At 60.3% G+C, this 16,836-nt stretch carries 8 protein-coding genes; 5 read left to right on the forward strand and 3 right to left on the reverse strand.

Features of this window, described 5'->3' with window-relative positions:
• The first annotated feature begins 7 nt into the window (after positions 1 to 7).
• The gene (locus HDF16_RS11795) at positions 8 to 2,173 is read left to right on the forward strand and encodes a tetratricopeptide repeat protein (RefSeq protein WP_221312693.1); all 2,166 of its coding nucleotides are present in this window, start codon (positions 8 to 10) and stop codon (positions 2,171 to 2,173) included.
• Between the two features lie 40 nt (positions 2,174 to 2,213).
• Here HDF16_RS11795 and HDF16_RS11800 read toward each other — a convergent pair whose 3' ends face one another.
• Positions 2,214 to 2,795 (reverse strand): hypothetical protein, encoded by a 582-nt coding sequence (locus tag HDF16_RS11800; protein WP_184216809.1) that lies wholly within the window; start codon positions 2,793 to 2,795, stop codon positions 2,214 to 2,216.
• A 90-nt stretch (positions 2,796 to 2,885) separates the two neighbouring features.
• On the opposite strand from HDF16_RS11800, the gene HDF16_RS11805 reads away from it, so the two are divergent.
• Entirely contained in the window at positions 2,886 to 5,036 is a 2,151-nt protein-coding gene (locus HDF16_RS11805) for a carboxypeptidase-like regulatory domain-containing protein (RefSeq protein WP_184216811.1), read from the forward strand.
• Positions 5,037 to 5,075: 39 nt separating this feature from the next.
• Positions 5,076 to 8,900, forward strand: coding sequence for a hypothetical protein (locus tag HDF16_RS11810; protein ID WP_184216813.1), 3,825 nt, complete (start codon positions 5,076 to 5,078; stop codon positions 8,898 to 8,900).
• Positions 8,901 to 8,954: 54 nt separating this feature from the next.
• Here HDF16_RS11810 and rph read toward each other — a convergent pair whose 3' ends face one another.
• Positions 8,955 to 9,731, reverse strand: a complete 777-nt coding sequence (gene rph, locus HDF16_RS11815; RefSeq protein ID WP_184216815.1) for a ribonuclease PH — start codon at positions 9,729 to 9,731, stop codon at positions 8,955 to 8,957.
• Positions 9,732 to 10,024: 293 nt separating this feature from the next.
• On the opposite strand from rph, the gene HDF16_RS11820 reads away from it, so the two are divergent.
• Entirely contained in the window at positions 10,025 to 12,691 is a 2,667-nt protein-coding gene (locus tag HDF16_RS11820) for a sensor histidine kinase (RefSeq protein WP_184216817.1), read from the forward strand.
• Positions 12,692 to 13,062: 371 nt separating this feature from the next.
• Positions 13,063 to 14,553 carry a sigma-54-dependent transcriptional regulator gene (locus tag HDF16_RS11825; RefSeq protein ID WP_184217490.1) on the forward strand — a complete coding sequence of 497 codons (1,491 nt, stop codon included), beginning with the start codon at positions 13,063 to 13,065 and terminating at the stop codon, positions 14,551 to 14,553.
• Between the two features lie 165 nt (positions 14,554 to 14,718).
• Here the strand turns inward: HDF16_RS11825 and HDF16_RS11830 are convergent, their stop codons facing one another.
• Positions 14,719 to 16,779 (reverse strand): beta-galactosidase, encoded by a 2,061-nt coding sequence (locus HDF16_RS11830; RefSeq protein WP_246409030.1) that lies wholly within the window; start codon positions 16,777 to 16,779, stop codon positions 14,719 to 14,721.
• Positions 16,780 to 16,836: the final 57 nt, after the last annotated feature.

The raw sequence follows: 16,836 nt of genomic DNA on the forward strand, positions 1-16,836 counted from the left end.
TATATGTATGGGAATGTTTGGCAGGAGACTCGGCGTTTATGGGCGGACCTGCTCTGATGGGTTCCATGCGCTGGTGGTAGCAGTGGCATTTGGAGTGTTGGGAATTACAGCTCATGGTCAGACGGCACCGGCGGCTGACCCGGCAACGCAGACTCCGGCGCAGACCGCTCCTTCTACCGCGACTAGGGAGTCGCGCGATTTGAAGGCGGTGCCTCAGAAGTCAACGGTGACGGTCACTATCCCTCGCAGTTATGCGCTGGTGGTAGGGATCTCCGCCTACAAGAATCTCCCGGCAACGGCGCAGTTGGAGTTTCCGAACCGCGATGCGGAGGATATCTATGCTGCGTTGATTAGTCCCGAGGGTGGACAGTTTCCGCCGGAGAATGTTCACAAGCTGATTAACGAGCGGGCGACGATTGCCAACATCCGGCACGAACTCGAGGTGTGGCTGCCTTCGGTGACGCAGGATAACGACCGCGTGCTGATCTACTTCGCCGGGCATGGATTTGTGTCAGGCGGCAAGGGTTGGCTGGCGACGTACGACGTCGATCTGCACAACATCACGACGACGGCTTATCCGATGGATGGTCTGGGATCGTCGATTGGCGGCAAGATCAAAGGCAAGTGGAAGGTGTTGATCACGGATGCCTGTCACTCGGGTGCGATCACGCCTGAAGCCGACCGGCAGCAGGTGACGCAGACGCTGCTTGACCTGCAGAAGTCGCTATTCTCGCTGACGGCGAGCCGTGACCGTGAGCAGAGCTTCGAGAGCGATCGCTGGGGCGGTGGGCACGGGATCTTTACGTACTACGTCATCAAAGGAATCGAGGGCGAGGCGGACACCAATGGCGATGGTGTCGTCGATGCGGATGAGCTCGCGGAGTACGTGCATACCAACGTGAGGCTGGCGACCGAGGGTAGGCAGAATCCGACCAGTGAGCGCGGTAGCTTCGACCGGAACATGGTGCTGGCGTATAACCCTTCCCGTGTTAAGGGAGCGAATCTGCCAGCGCCGCAGTTCGGAAACCTCATCATCGAGACGAACATGGATGGGGTTGAAGTGTGGGTGGATGGCAAGAGCGCCGGTGTCGTCAATAAGGGCGCGGCGCTCCGGCTGCCGGGTATCTCGCCGGGATCGCACACGATCAAGGGTGTGCATCTTGGATATGAGCCGGATGGGCCGCGTGAGGAGCAGGTCTATCCGGGGCAGGACTCGACGGTGAGCCTGCGGATACTCATTGCGCGGCGGCCGAATCATGCGGCGACGGAAGAGTTTGACAAGGGGATTGAGTTCTACAACAAGGGTTACGAGGCGAACTACAAGAAGGCGATTGAGCACTTCGATGCGGCGATTGCGCTTGACCCGAAGTTCAGCGCGGCGATGGTGTACCTGGGACGGGCTCAGAGTGCTCTGTATGAGAACGATAAGGCGGTGGTTTCGCTGAAGGCTGCCGTCGATCTTGATCCTGACTATCAGGAAGCACGGTCGAGCTACGCCGCGGTGCTGCTGGACAGCGGCAATTTGGATGAGGCGGTACGACAGCTCGATGTGGTGACGCGTAGAGAGCCGACTCGCGGGTGGGCGTGGTATCTGCTGTCGCAGGCTTACGCGCGCAAGGACGATTTCGCCGATGGCAAGACCTCGGCCGAGAATGCCATCCGGCTGACGCCGAAAAATGCGGAAGCGCACTTCTGGCTGGCCGAGTGTATGCGGATGTTGAAGCAGCCTGCAGATGCCGAGCGCGAGTACAACACGTACCTCGCGCTTTCGAATTTTGATACAGGCATGGCAGGGCAGTTGAACTACTATCTCGCTGGCTATCTGCTGGGCATGGGTAAGAAGTCGCGAGCGACGCAGGGGGACATCTGGAAGGAACTTCGCGGGGAGGCTTACTTCGGTCTGTGCAACACCTCGTATGCACAGAAGCAGTTCGACCAGGCGATTGCGAATTGCCAGAAGGCGCTGACCTATCTGCCGAACGATCTTGGCGTGAACTACCGGCTGGGTGTGCTGTACTCGGAGAAGTTTAATCAGCAGAATCAGCTGGGGCTGTTGGCTGCGGCGAAGCTGCATTTTTCCGCGTCGATTCAATCGAACCCCGATGCGATCGAAGCTGACCGTGCGCGGAAGTATGTGAAGAACATTGATAGCGTTCTCGCGCAGGTGCAGTAAACGTCGCTCCTCCGCTGTAACGAAGGAAGTATTCCTGCCACTAACTGAAGAGCATGATCGCGGCGAAGAGGAAGACCGACGTGATAAGGCAAAACATCGCCGCATGAAGACGATCGCTCTTGATCTGACGGATGAAAGCAAGGGTGAGAACGGTGTCGGCAAGGCTGGACATGAGGTCTTCGTCGGTGGCCTGCTTGAGCGATTCAAAGTAACTGATCTTCGACTCCGACAGGATGTTGTCGTTCGGGTTGGCGAGGGTATGCTTCACCCAGTGGTGGGCCTTATTGTGGGCGATATAGAAACGGGGCTTGGCGGGCGCTCCGTTGTTGATGTGAGGCTTGACCGTGGGGAAGATGACGCGAAGGCAGACCAGGATGGAACAGACCTCGACTGCCATGAACAATGCGAAGAGAACGATATGGAGCGCTGGCTTGGAGCCGGGATGCTGAATACTGACGGCGGCCATTCCCGAGAGCAGGGTGACGCAGAAACCGGCCTTGGTATCGAGGAAACGGACTGTCTCCTGGGTGTCTTCGATGATCTGGTAGAGGAAGTAAATCCGGTTGTAGAAATCTTCGGCGTGATGGATGACCGGATCTTCAGGGCTGGCTGCTGCAGGCATAGACGGGAGTGTAGCAGGGGGGATGCGGATTGTGGTTGCGGTAGAGCCAGAGTGCCGTTAGGCTGGGTGCGAACTATTCCAGAGAGAAAGATGCGATCGACAGGAACCTTGCCTGGATGGCTGGCCCCACGGCCTACGCTGATGTGCGCTCTACTGCTGCCGCTGATGGCGTGGCCGGGCATAGCGCATGCTCAGACGGCTGAGCCTGCTGCGCCGACGGTTGAGTCGCAGCGGTCGCAGGCAGTACAGCAGAGAATTCCCCAGCAGACTGTATCGAAGGTCGGAGTCTTGCAGGGAATCGTGATGGATCAGGCGGGACGCCCACTGGTGGGAGTTGAGGTGAGGCTTCCAGGTGCTGTCGCTCCGGTGTCGACCTCCGCGGACGGGATCTTTCGCATGCTGCGGATTTCTCCGGGAAGCTATGAGCTGACCTTTACGCCGAGGGGTGGAGTCGCGACGCGACGGCAGGGTGTGGAGATTCATGCGGGCGAGGTGCTGTCGATCGAGGTGCATCTGACGGTCGCGGACAAGGGAGCAATCTTCGCGTTACCACAGACTCCTGCCGAAGTGCTGGCTGATACGAACTACAAGGAGCTGAGCCGAAGACCGGATGCGGATGGCGCGGTGGTTGCGGCCCCGCTCGAAAACATACTGCCGGAAGCGGCTTACTTTCAACCGAAGCCGGACCGGTGGAATGCGTCGATGCCGAACTACCACCGCTACAATCTGGGCGATGAGACGCCGTTTGTGCTGGGGCACTGGTACGACCCGTTCAATCGCAACCGGTTGAAGGCGGACAAGCCGCTGTTCGGCAAAACATTCTTCAGCCTGACGGCGGACAGCATCACAGCGCTCGAGGGTAAGCGGCTACCGACACCGGCGGGGCAGTCTACTTCGAGTGTGAATGAACCGGACTTCTTCGGGCGTGGCGGGCAGTTTTTCCTCGCGCAGACTTTCCGGTTCAGCTTCGATCTGTTTCACGGAGACACGTCGGCGTTCCGGCCTGTGGACTGGCGAATTCGCGTAACTCCGGCGGCAAATATCAACTACCTGAACGCACGGGAGAACCAGGTAGTGAGTCCGGTCGTGACGAATGGAACAACCCGGTTGGACGGTCATGTCGGACTGCAGGAAGCTTTTGGCGAGGTGAAGGTCGCGGACGTCGGGCCGAACTACGACTTCATGAATGTACGCGTCGGCATTCAAGCCTTCGTCTCGGACTTTCGCGGATTCGTCTTCGCCGACGAGCAGCCTGGTGTGAGAGTCTTCGGCAATCTTCTGTCCAACCGCATTCAATACAACTTCGCGATGTTCGACCTGCTGGAGAAGGACACCAACAGCGGGCTGAATACCTTTCATCGGCGCGGTCGCGAGGTGGCAGTCGCAAACGTCTTCATCCAGGACTTTATCGCAAAGGGATACACGACGGAGTTTAGCTACCACTTTCAACGCGACAACAATTCGTTGCAATACAACGATAACGGCGTAATTGTGCGTCCCGCCCCGATTGGAACAATCGCGCCGCATCGCATCGACGCGGATTACATGGGATGGACGGGGGATGGGCATATCGGGAAGCTGAACCTGACGCATGCGTTCTACGAGGTGCTTGGCAACGATTCGTTCAGCCAGATTGCAGCGCAGAAGACAGGAATCAATGCGCAGTTTGCGGCGGTGGAGCTCTCGGTCGATCGTGACTATATGCGTTTCCGGACTTCGTTCCTGTATGCCTCGGGCGATGGCAAGGTGCGGGACGGCACGGCGCGCGGTTTCAGCTCGATTGTGGATGGCGTGGCGTTTGCTGGCGGCGAGTTCAGCTTTTTCAATCGCGAGGGCATTCCGTTGACACGCGCCGGCGTTGCGTTGACCGCTCCAGATAGCTTTTTGCCGGACTTGCGTTCAAGCAAGGATGAGGGTCAGTCGAACTTCGTGAACCCTGGAATTTTCCTCTATAACGCGGGCTTGGATGTAGATGTGTTGCCCACTCTGAAGTTTGTAGCGAATACGAACTTCATGCAGTTCGATCGTACGGAGTCGCTGGAATTTCTGCTGCAACAGAACGGTATTCGCCGTACTATTGGCGTGGACTCTGGGGCGGGTTTTATCTATCGTCCGTTCCTCAACGACAACGTGATTATCCATGCGGGCGCAACCGACCTCGTGCCCCTGCGAGGGCTGCGGGATATCTATACGAGCCAGACGTTGATCTCGGTGTTTGGGTTGGTGAAGTTTCAGTTTTAGTAGCGGGCATAGTTTGCAAGTCTTTGGTTTGGAGAGTTGATGGAGTTGCGCAAGGTCATCTCGTCGGGTTCTCGCCGCATGGCACAGTGGGCAGTGCTGGCGGTTGCTTCCGCTGGTTTTGCGGGAGCCGTGATCGCGAATCTTCCGATGAAGTGGGTCTTCGCGCAGTCGGAGGCGGCGAAGCCTGTGATCCCGGCGCAGAGCACACCTGCTCCGCCACCGTTGTCGCCAGAGCCCTTGCGGATCAAGCTGCGGCCAACGATTCAGACGGAGACGGCGGAGCAGGCGAAGCTTGCGAGCGTCGGTTGCATGAGCTGCCATACGGGCATCGAGCACCCCAACATGCATGCGGAGGACACGGTCGTGCTGGGATGCACGGACTGCCACGGCGGGAACTCCGATGTGATGTCGACGCACCGACCTGGGACGGATGAGTATGCGGATGAGGAGCAGAAGGCGCATGTGCAGCCAAGATTCCCTGAGGACCTGGCGCAGGGTGGGCATCCGGTGCGGCCTTACGTGCGATGGCTGAAAGAGCGCTACGAGTTTGTAAAGTTTTCCGATCCCGGCGATCTCCGCGTCGCGCCGGAGACGTGCGGAGGATGCCACGCAGCCGAGACGCGCAACGTGAAGAACAGCATGATGACGCATGGCGCCATGCTGTGGGGCGCGGCGCTCTATAACAATGGGGCTTATCCATTGAAGAATCCGCACTTCGGCGAGGCTTATGACGTCAACGGCAAGCCGGAGCGGCTGCGCAGCTTTCCTCCGCCAACGCCGGAGGAGACGAAGCTCAAAGGTGTGCTGCCGTATCTCGATCCGCTGCAGCGGTGGGAGTACTCTCAGCCGGGCAATCTGCTGAGAGCGTTTGAGCGTGGCGGCGGGCCGAGATCAGAGATTGGAATTCCCGAGCGCGAAGAGGAGCCAGGCAAGCCGGACACGAAGTTGAGCGATCGCGGCCTGGGTACGGAGCTACGGACTGATCCTGTGTTTCTAGGGCTGCAGAAGACGAGGCTGCTCGATCCGCTGCTGTCGATGCCGGGAACGAATGACGAGCCGGGAGACTATCGCGGCGCGGGCTGCTCGGGTTGTCATGTGTTGTATGCGAACGACCGCGATCCGCAGCACTCGGCGGCAATTGCGAAGTATGGCAATGCGGGGCTCAGCATCAGCAACGATAAGACGGCGAACAAGGAAGAGAGCGGACATCCGCTGCAGCACACCTTCCAGAAGGACATACCTTCTTCGAGCTGCATGGTGTGCCATGTGCATCCGGGAACGAACATGGTGGTCTCGTACTACGGCATGACGTGGTGGGACAACGAAGCCGATGGCAAGACGATGTATCCGGCCAAGCAGCAGAATCCGAGCGAGCAGGATTTGCATGATGTGCGGGTGCGCAATCCTGAGGGCAGTGCGCCGCGTGGGCTGTGGGCTGATCCTGAGTTTCTAAAGACGGTGGGGACGCCGGAGTTCAATAAAAATCTAAAAGACACGCAGTTTGCGGACTTCCACTCGCATGGATGGATCTTCCGCAAAGTGTACAAGCGCGATCGCAAGGGCGAGTTGCTGGACAAGGACGACAAGATCGTTTCGTCGGAAGACCCCGAGGCGCTGGGCAAGGCAGTGCATCTTGCCGACATCCACCTCGAGAAAGGCATGCACTGCATCGACTGCCATTTTACGCAGGATGTGCATGGCAACGGCAAGCTGTACGGCGAGACGCGGAATGCGGTTGAGATTGGCTGCCAGGACTGCCATGGTTCGATCTATAAGAAGGCTCTGCTGACGACGAGCGGGCCGGCGTCGGCCAACGATGCGTCATCGAACCTGTTGCGGATGCGGACGCCGTTCAAGCAGGCGCGGTTCTACTGGCGCGAAGGCAAGCTGTGGCAGCGCTCGAACGTGGAAGAGAAGGTCGAGTGGGAGGTCGTGCAGACGGTCGATACCATCACTCCCGGCAATCCGCACTACAGCGAGAAGGCGCGCTACGCGAAGACGATGCAGAAGGACGGTGTGACCTGGGGTGCGGCTGATCCGATTGCGGAGATGGCGCACAGCGACAAGCGGATGACCTGCCAGAGCTGCCACTCGTCGTGGACGACGAGCTGCTTTGGATGCCATCTTTCAATGTCGGCGAACCAGAAGATGCCGATGTTGCACAACGAAGGCGAATCGACGCGCAACTGGACCGCCTATAACTTTCAGGTGCTGCGCGACGATGTGTACATGCTGGGCATCGATGGTACGGTGACCGGGAATAAGGTGTCGCCGGTAAGGTCAGCCTGCGCGGTGGTGGTGAGCTCGCAGAATGCCAACCGGAACTGGATCTATCAGACGCAGCAGACGGTCTCCTCTCCGGGCTTCAGTGGCGAGGCCTTCAGCACGTATGTACCGCATACGGTCCGTGGCAAGGAGACCAAGGGCTGTACGGACTGCCATGTCTCGAGCAAGGGCGATAACAATGCGTGGATGTCCCAACTGCTGGTGCAAGGAACGAACTTCTTGAACTTCATGGGCAAATACGTCTACGTAGCGCGCGGCGACCATGGCTTCTCAGCGGTGCCCGTCGCAGCCAGCACGGAGCCTCCAGTGATCGCGGGTAGCGACTTCCAGAAACTGGCGTATCCCTCGGACTACAAGAAGTTTGTCGATGGCGGAAGGATCATCAAGGGCGGATCGAGCCACGAGGGTGACGAGGTGCTCGAGGTACAACTGCGCGGCGAGTATCTTTATGCAGCGATGGGCAAGGGCGGGTTCCGCGTCTTCGATGTCGCGAACGTCGATGTGAAGGACGACTCGGAGCATCTGCAGACTGCGCCGGTCTCTCCGCTGAGCCAGCGGTTCTATGTGAAGACGAAGTTTGCGACGTCGATTGCGTCGCCTTCGACGCTGGCGCTTGATCCGCTGCGGACGCAGGTTGCGGAGAACGAAGAACAGGGGATCGCGCCGCTGTATGCGTTCCTATATGTCGCGGACAAGTACGAAGGTCTCATCGTCGTGGGTAACGGAGCGAAGGGCGTTGGCACGTTGCTCGACGGAGACCCGCGAAACAACGTGTTGCACCGGGAACTCACGTTCAATCCGAACGGCATTTTGGACGGTGCGCGACGGATCACGATTGGGGGGACCAAGGCGTACATCCTCGCGAATAAGGGGTTGATTATTGTGGAGCTGGCTGACCCGCTGCATCCCAAGGTGATCGCCGAGGTGCCCGAGGTGCATGACGGACGCGGCGTGGCGATACAGTTCCGCTATGCGTTCGTGGTGGATGCGGAGGGGTTGAAGGTCTTCGACGTAACCATGCCGGAGAAGATCAGGCGCGTGGGCGAGACGGTGCCGTTTGCCGATGCGCGCAATGTCTATGTGGCGCGAACGTATGCGTATGTGTCGGCGGGCAAGGATGGGATCGGCATCGTCGATGTTGAGAAGCCGGAGCACGCTTCCTTCGTGCAGAACTTCAATGCCGATGGGCAACTGAATGATGTAAATGACCTTAAGATTGGCATGGTGAGCTCGAGCCAGTTTGCCTTCGTCGCCGATGGCAAGAACGGGATGCGGATCGTTCAGTTGTTCTCGCCGGGGACGCAGCGAAACTTCTACGGGTTCAGTCCGCTCCCGGTGCCGGAGTTGATCGCAACGCAGCCGATGCGCGGAAGGGCACTGGCGATCTCGAAGGGGATCGATCGCGACCGGGCTGTGGATGAGGAAGGGAACCAGCTTGCCGTCTTTGGGCGGCGTGGTGCGCGGCCCTTCAACGGTGAGGAGATGCGGAGGATGTATCTGCGGGCCGGGGAGCTGTATACGGTGACCGATGAGCCGCCGGGACCTGCGGTCGGCTCGACGATGATGACAAAGCGGTAGGGCGTTGTACGTTGCGAGTTTTACGTACAACTCACAACGTACAACGCCTTCCAGCTAGACCGCCTTTGCCAGCGCGGTTTGCTGAAGCTCAAGAAGCGAGCGGATGCCGGATTCGGCGAGATCGAGCATCTGGGTGAGTTGGGCGCGAGTGTAGGGGGCTTTCTCGGCGGTGGCCTGGGTCTCGACGAGGCCGCCGGATGCGAGCATGACCACGTTCATATCGACGTCGGCACGGGAGTCTTCCTCGTAGCAGAGGTCCAGCAGGACGTTGCCGTCGACGATGCCGACCGAGGTCGCCGCGACCATCTGGGTCAAGGGCGAAGACTTCAGAGTTCCTGCGGCGACGAGCTTCTGCAGCGCGATGGCGAGGGCAAGCGAGGCTCCGGTGATGGCGGCGGTGCGGGTGCCACCGTCGGCCTGGAGGACGTCGCAGTCGAGGATGACGGTGCGTTCGCCGAGAGCCTTCATGTCTACTACGGACCTGAGGCTTCTTCCAATTAGCCGCTGGATCTCATGGGTGCGGCCGGTGACCTTACCGCGTTCGGACTCACGCGCGGTGCGGGTCAGGGTGGCGCGGGGCAGCATGCCGTACTCGGCGGTGACCCAGCCGCGGCCGGAGTTACGCAGCCAGCCGGGGACGCCTTGCTCGATCGTCGCGTTGCAGAGGACGCGGGTGTTGCCGCACTCGATCAGGACGGAGCCTTCAGGCATCGCGGTAAAACCGGGGTTTAGGACGGTGGGGCGAAGCTCTGAGGCGGAGCGATTGCCGGGACGATAGACCCTGGTTTCGGATACAGTGTGCTCGGCTTCAGTGGAGATTGCGGATGTCATTCTTGCGATTATAGTGGCGCACTCAAAGGCGAGCTGGATGACGGGCGAGGGGAAACAGGTGCGGGCGTTCCCATATTGGGACCGGGAATTCCCATTTCGGAACGGTTCGAACGGAGAAGGCGCGTGGAGTCCCGATTCGGGAATTCCTCCAGAGCGTGACGTCCTTGTGGAATCCCAGATTAGGACCTTCTTATCAGGCACTTACTTCGGGCGTTCCAGTTTGGCATGCGAAGTGAATATAGAAGTCACACACCACCCCGAAAGGGGAATCCTGAACCGCCTTGGAGAGCACCATGCAGGGAATCCAGAGCAATATTATCCCGGAAAAGACGGAGAAGCTCGGTCTGACATCCGGCACCAGCGGACCGCTCGAAGCGGCGAAGAGTTATCTCGACCGGCAAGGCGAGAACGAGGCCACCCTGGCAACACTGGCCGCGATGGATGACGAAGAGACCAACGACGGTCGCCCGGCTTGGCTCCGGCGGTGGCAGAGCGGTGGAGCGCCTCAAGCCGAGGGGACGAACTCCGGGAGTACATCTGGGACGGGCAAGGCTTCCGGCTCTCACCAGAGCCTCAGTGCTCATGCGCAGGATCACGATCAGAGCGCAACCGCGAAAGGTTACTCTGGACAGTCAATCGAGGCGGCTTTCGCCTTCGAGACGATCTTCCAATATGAGACCGAGCTTGAGGCGGAGGAGACCGAAGACTGGCTCGAGTTGTCGGGCGAGAGGCCCCTCGAGGAGGCTGCAGCACGGATGCAGGCTTGGCCCGACACCGCACGGGAGCTGGACAAGCCGGGAGCTGGTGCCACTGGCGGCAGTCGACCTTATAGTTCTCTGGAAAGTGGAAGCGGCACCACCGGTGATGAGGAGTTGAGCCTCCCGAGGGAAAGGCCATTGGTCTTGGGTTCCATTGCCGATCCCCGGGCGGTTCGCGCCGCCATCTTTCGTCTGGCGCAGGAATCGACGCAGCGTTGGGCGCCAGTTCAAGAGCTGCGGACACCCATTCAAAAGCTGGCCGAGACACCTGTGACAAGCGGGATGCCAAAGGGAACGTCTTTGAATGAGGTTACGGACGATGCAGTCGCCATAGGGGAGAATGAAGTCGTCAATCCGGCCGTGGACTTTGCCGAGGTGGCACGTCGGCTCTGGTCCGCGCCGGAGACAGCCAATGAGTTCGCAGAGTCTCAAGGCCCGGAGCCTGCGAACGGACACTTGAAGGCGCAGCCCCACGCTGATGCAATTCTGGGAGCGGAGAACGATAACCAGACTGTTTCAGCTATTGCGATTCAAGAAGGCAGCTGTCTCTCTGCGGTTGACGCACCTACACCGTCGTTTGGGCCTGCTACGGAGGAGGTTGCAAGGGAAGCCTTGGCAGCCAAGCTGGAGAGAGCCCACAGCGAATCCGCAGAAGAAGAAGCCGAGCCAAAGTTGGAGCCGGAGTGGACGCTGAGCGGGGCGTTGAGCGAGTTGCGCAGCGAGATTCGGAGCGAGTTGCGAGAAGACATAGGTAGCGAAACGCCCTCTGAGACCATAGAGGCGCATCCGGCGAGGATCGTATCCCTGCCCGACGGCCTACCTCCCACTCCGGCGTTGAATCTGCGGGAGACGCGAGGAACTGCTTCAGACGCCCCGGCGCTGGCGCACGACGCAGGTAATCTCTTCTCGGCCCTGAAGCTATACAGCGAGCTGCTGGCCCTGTCGGGGGTGCTACAGGCGCGTCACAGTCACTATGCTCAGGACCTGAAGCTACTGGCGGCAAGAAGCGAGGTGCTCATCGACCGCCTGCTCGCCTCTTGCGGCCTCGCCGAGCGCAGTGCCCAGATGCTAGTGCAGAATCATGGCGTCGGCGCTGCGGGGAGTGTGTCGCTCGATCCTGCAGATCCGCTCGGCGCGGGGCGTGGCACTACGCAGACGGTGCCGGACATGCCAGCCAGCTCGAGCTATTCGTTGCGAAGTGCCGAAGCAGCCCAGGATCAGCACAATAGCTTAGGTGCGGAAGTAATTCTGGCGGCTTCGAAGAGTGGAGAGCCTGAGGCAGCTCCGTCGGGGTCGCCTCGATCACCGCACTTCGAGGGACCGCCTTCAGAGCAATCTGAGGCGGTCGGGATGGATGTCGCGGTCGCACAGTTGCCAGACCGGGCGACCACGCGATTGGCAGACGGCGAGCCGGGACAGGATAGAGAAGGCGTTTTGGATGGCGATTGCCAACCTGGCGGCAATCCGATCAACCTCGTTGATCTGCTGACACGCTGGGGGAGCCTGCTGTCCATGATCGCCCGCGGGCCGGTCGAGGTGAAGTTCGGGTCGCAGGCGGCGCTCCCGATCCAGGTTGGCGAAGAGGCGATGGAACGCATCCTCGTGAATTTGGTTCATAATGCCATGACGGCGACACGGAACGGCGGCGCGATCCGGATTGGGGTGGGTCGCGCCGAGACGCGTCGTCCGGCCCACTCTCATTCGTCTCCCGAGGGACGGGTTCGGCCAGCTAGCAAGATGGTGCTGACGGTGGACGACTCGGGGTGTGGCATGAGTGAGCAGCAGATCGCGAGGGTCCTCGGCATGGGCGGCGTGAGGATGGATTCGGTTGGCCTTGATCGTGGCATCGCTAGCGGCGGAGCAACTGAAGCGAATCTTCACAGCGGTCGTCACCGCAGGCATGGCATGGGGCTTCAGATCGTCCGGGAACTGGTCGCGTCCAGCGGCGGAGAGCTGGCTATCTATAGCCGGTGTGGAATTGGAACGCGGATCGAAGTTCGATGGCCCATACTGCAACGGAACCTTGAGCAGGAGGCGATATCCCTGGGCATGGCGTCAGCGGGAGCTGAAGATGCGAGCGCGAGCCCAGTGCTTACCGAACAACGCCGCCCGCCACAGTCTGCAAATGATAGCCATGGCACCTCGGGTGGATTCAGCCAGAATCGGATTCGGCAAGGATTCGAAGGAGCGATCGCATGCTAAAGACAAGGGGGTTCGGGGAACAGGATGAGTCTAAAGCCGGAGCAGGCGACCTCTACGATCATCTGGATAAGGCGCGCGCAGGAGAGATGATCGGATCGCCACATCTGGGAGCTTCGCCGGCATCATTCGAGGGCGACAGCTCACAAGCCGGCGATCCGCTACCCCGGTTGCGCCCGGGGTACGGCGACGGATCCGGATGGACTTCAGATCGCAGCTTCGAGGGTGCGGCAGCTTCGGATTGGGTCCTTCCCGTCGGGAATCTGCGAAGCGGAGATGCCATTCGCGAGGGTGGTCAGGCTCTGCACAGTGGGCAGCCCGTGGAGCGGTCCGCGGATGCCATTGCGGAAAGTGAGAACGCCCCGGCTCCGGAGATGGGGATCCACCATCTGCTTGTCGTCGATGACGACGAACCGGTACGGAATGCGTGTTGCGAGATTGCGCGCCAGATGGGGTTCGCGGTGCATAGCGCAGAGAGCGTTCCTGCGGCCCGGGAGGTGCTCAAGTTCCAGCCGGCGGACCTGCTGCTTCTCGACCTAAAGCTGCCTGGCGGTGGAGGACTTCTGCTATTGGAAGAGATCCGAGCGATCCACCCGGAGACGGTCGTAATGGTGATGACCGCCTTCGCGACGGTATCGTCGGCGGTCGAGGCGATGCGGATCGGAGCGGCCGACTACCTTACCAAGCCATTCGCGCTGACCGAGCTGCGCAATACGCTGTTGCGAGCGGCGAAGCGGCGGCAATACGACGTCGCGAGCAGGCATCTGCGAGAGAAGCTTCGCTCGCAAAAGGGCGATGGACATATCATCGGAAACAGTCCGGAGATGGAGAAGCTGTATCGAATCCTTGCCAAGGTCGCGTTCTCTACCCACCCTGTCCTCATTCTGGGAGAGAGCGGAACCGGCAAGGAGATGGTGGCACGGACGATTCACTTCAACGGGCATAACGCGCGCAAGCCCTTCGTCCCGGTAGATTGCGGATCCTTGGTTCCGACCCTGATTGAGAGCGAACTCTTCGGTCATGTGAAGGGCGCGTTCACTGGAGCGAACCGTTCGAAGGAGGGTTTGCTGGCCTCGGCCGAGGGCGGCACGGTCTTCCTCGACGAGATCGGCGAGCTCCCCCTCGATCTGCAGGCAAAGCTGCTGCGGGCTCTGCAGGAGAAAGAGGTGCGACCGGTGGGATCGACTCAGGCGGTACCGATCTCGGCGCGGGTGCTGGCCGCGACCAATCGCGACCTTCTGGCGATGGTTGAGCAAGGGCAGTTCCGTAAGGACCTGTACTTTCGGTTGAACGTAGTGAACCTGAAGATTCCTCCGCTGCGCCAGCGCAAGGAAGACATTCCCGTGCTGGCCGAGCACTTCCTCGAGCGAAAGCGCAAGGAGACAGGGCGCTCTTTGATCTTGTCGGACGAAGCTCTTCGCTGGATGATCGAGTTTCCCTGGCCCGGAAATGTACGCGAACTGGAACACGCGATCGAGCGCGCCTGCGCTCTTTCTTCCGGGCCGGTACTGCATATGGGCGACCTTCCGACCCAGTTGCAGGACTTCCAGATGAACGCGCGGCAGAGTCTAATCGATCAGCGGGAGCGGCAGATTCAGGCGCAGACCGCCGTGGCGTCACTCCCGGATCAGTCGCAGGGCGCGTATCAGGGACCGGCGGCTAACGATACGTCTCTGACGCTGATGGAGAATGGGGAGCGGATTATCTCCATCGCGGAGCTCGAGAAACAGGCGATTCTGAACACGATTAGACAACTGCATGGCGACAAGCTAATGGCTGCGAAGCTGCTGCAGATTGGCAAGACGACGCTTTACCGGAAGCTGAAGGAGTACGGAATCGCCGAGGGAGCCGAGGGGGTGCAGTAGATATGAAAAGGCGCCCTGCGCGGGCGGCAGTCACTTCGTGACATGAATAACGCTTCGCGTGGTACTCCCGTTGGTCACAATTCCGACTAACGGGAGGTCAATGCGGAGCGTTAAGAAGGCGCGTGAGCGCCCGCCCCGCGCCTAGCGGGCCCGTCCGATAGGACTCTACTTGCTCTCTGAAAGTACGGCTACGCCGTAGACGGGAAGGTCAACGGTGTGCACGGTACCGCCTTTGAGGATGTCCGTCATCGCGGCTGGCAGAGCGATCTTTTGCGTCGTCTTGGCGAAGTTGACCAGAATGAAGACCTTCCCGTGGTCGCCCTCACGGGGGTAGACATCGACGCCTGAGGGGACGGGCCCAAACTTCGCAGCAACTCCGCTCATATCGGTCATCCACTTGGCCGCGTTCTTCATGGCGGGTTCGTCGAGCCATGCGCCGATGTAGGTGATGCTGCCCTTGCCTACCTTGCGGGTAATCGCCGCTGGCTGGCCGTCGAGCCAACCATTCGACTTTCCGTAGGTCATCAGGACCTTGGTGTCGGGCGAAGACGCGCTGAGTTGTTCCGCCCACTCCTTGCTGGAGCTGCTGCCCCAGGCTCCGGAGACAGGAACCGTCTCGGTGAGGGAGTAGTACTGCTCCACGCGGCCACCGAGAAGAGGAACGAGCGGGCCGGGTTGGCGATTTGTCTGAAGACCGTTGTCCACATCTTTCATCCCAGAACGTTGGCCGAGGACGAGGTTGCCACCTTGCTCGACGTAGGCGATGAGGTTCTTGCCCTCTTCTTCTGAGAGAACGTTGAGGCCGGGAGCGACGACGAGCTTGTACTGCGAGAGCGAGACTGACGGGTTGACGATGTCGATCGACTGCGAGAGATCGCGCAGCGGCTTGTAGTAGCTGTAGAGCTCGGCGACGGGATCGTAGGCCTTGTTGTGGCGCTGCCAATTGATGGCCCAGCGGCTGTCGTAGGAGTGGAGGATGGCGACGTCGGAGTGAACGGAAGTTCCCGCGAGAACCGGGCCGGCTTTGGCGAACTCCTGGCCTAACTGTTCCACCTCGCTATACAAAGGCACTGGTGTTCCATCGGCTCCCACTAGCGTTCCGTGGTACTCCTCCTGGCCGTTTAGGGCGGAGCGCCACTGCCAGTAGCTGACCGCGTCGGCACCGTGGCCAATGTCGTGCCAGGCCATGGCGCGGACTTCGCCCTTGTCGAGGACGTTGTTGTTGGGCGACCAGTTGACCGAGCCGGGCTGCGTCTCCATGACCCAGAAGTTCTTGCGAAGGATGCCACGCATAAGGTCGTGGGCGATGCCGTTCTTGTAGGGGTCGAGCTGGCCGGTGCCTACGTAGTCGTCCCACGAGATGATGTCGAGATCCTGGCCGACGGTGTAGTGGTCGTAGCCGTCGAAGAGACCCATCATGTTCGTCGTGATGAACTGATTTGCGGAGTTGGCGCGGATGACTTCGGTCTGGTTCTTCTGGTAGCTGCGCCAGGTGTCGGAGACGAAGCGCTTCCAACTCAAGAGGAGGCCTGGGTTGCCGTAGCCGATCTGGATGGGCACCTGGTTCCAGTTGGAGTAGGTTTCGCTCCAGTAAGACGTGGTCCAGCGGGTGTTCAGGTTGTCGAGCGTGCCGTAGCGCGCCTTGAGCCAGGCCTGGAACTGGGTTTTGGTGTCGGCGTCGTAGGAGTTGTCGCCGTACTCGTTGTCGATCTGCCAGCCGACGACGTTGGGGTTGTGGCCGAAGCGCTTGGCCAACTGTTCCGCCATAGCGCGGGCGAGGACGCGGTACTTGGGGTCGGCCCAGTTGAACTGGGTGCGGTTGCCGTGCTCGTCCTTGCGGCCGTCTTCCTTGGTGCGGAGGGTCTCGGGATACTTCTGGGTGAGCCATGCAGGCGGAGCGGCGCTAGGGGTTCCGATAACGGTGACGATGTTGTGCCTGGCAGCAGCGGCGACGGCGTGGTCGAGCCAGTCGAGCTCATACTTGCCTTCGGATGGTTCCATCTGGCTCCATGCGAACTCGCCCACGCGGACCATGTGGATGCCCGCCTTCTGCATCAGGTCGAGGTCGGCGTCCCAGCGGGACTCGGGCCACTGCTCGGGATACCACGCGGTGCCGAGGACGAGGGGCGGAGTCGTTGGTACGGCTTGTGCGTGGAGCGAGGAGACAGTGACGAGAGCGGCGAGAAGAGGCATGCAGGCGCGGGCGAGGATGTGCGAAGGCTTCAAGGGGTAAGCTCCTGTTTCAGAGTGGCCTGAAAACGATTACATACACTGTAGCCGATT

The sequence above is a fragment of the Granulicella aggregans genome, from assembly GCF_014203275.1.
Lineage (GTDB): Bacteria > Acidobacteriota > Terriglobia > Terriglobales > Acidobacteriaceae > Edaphobacter.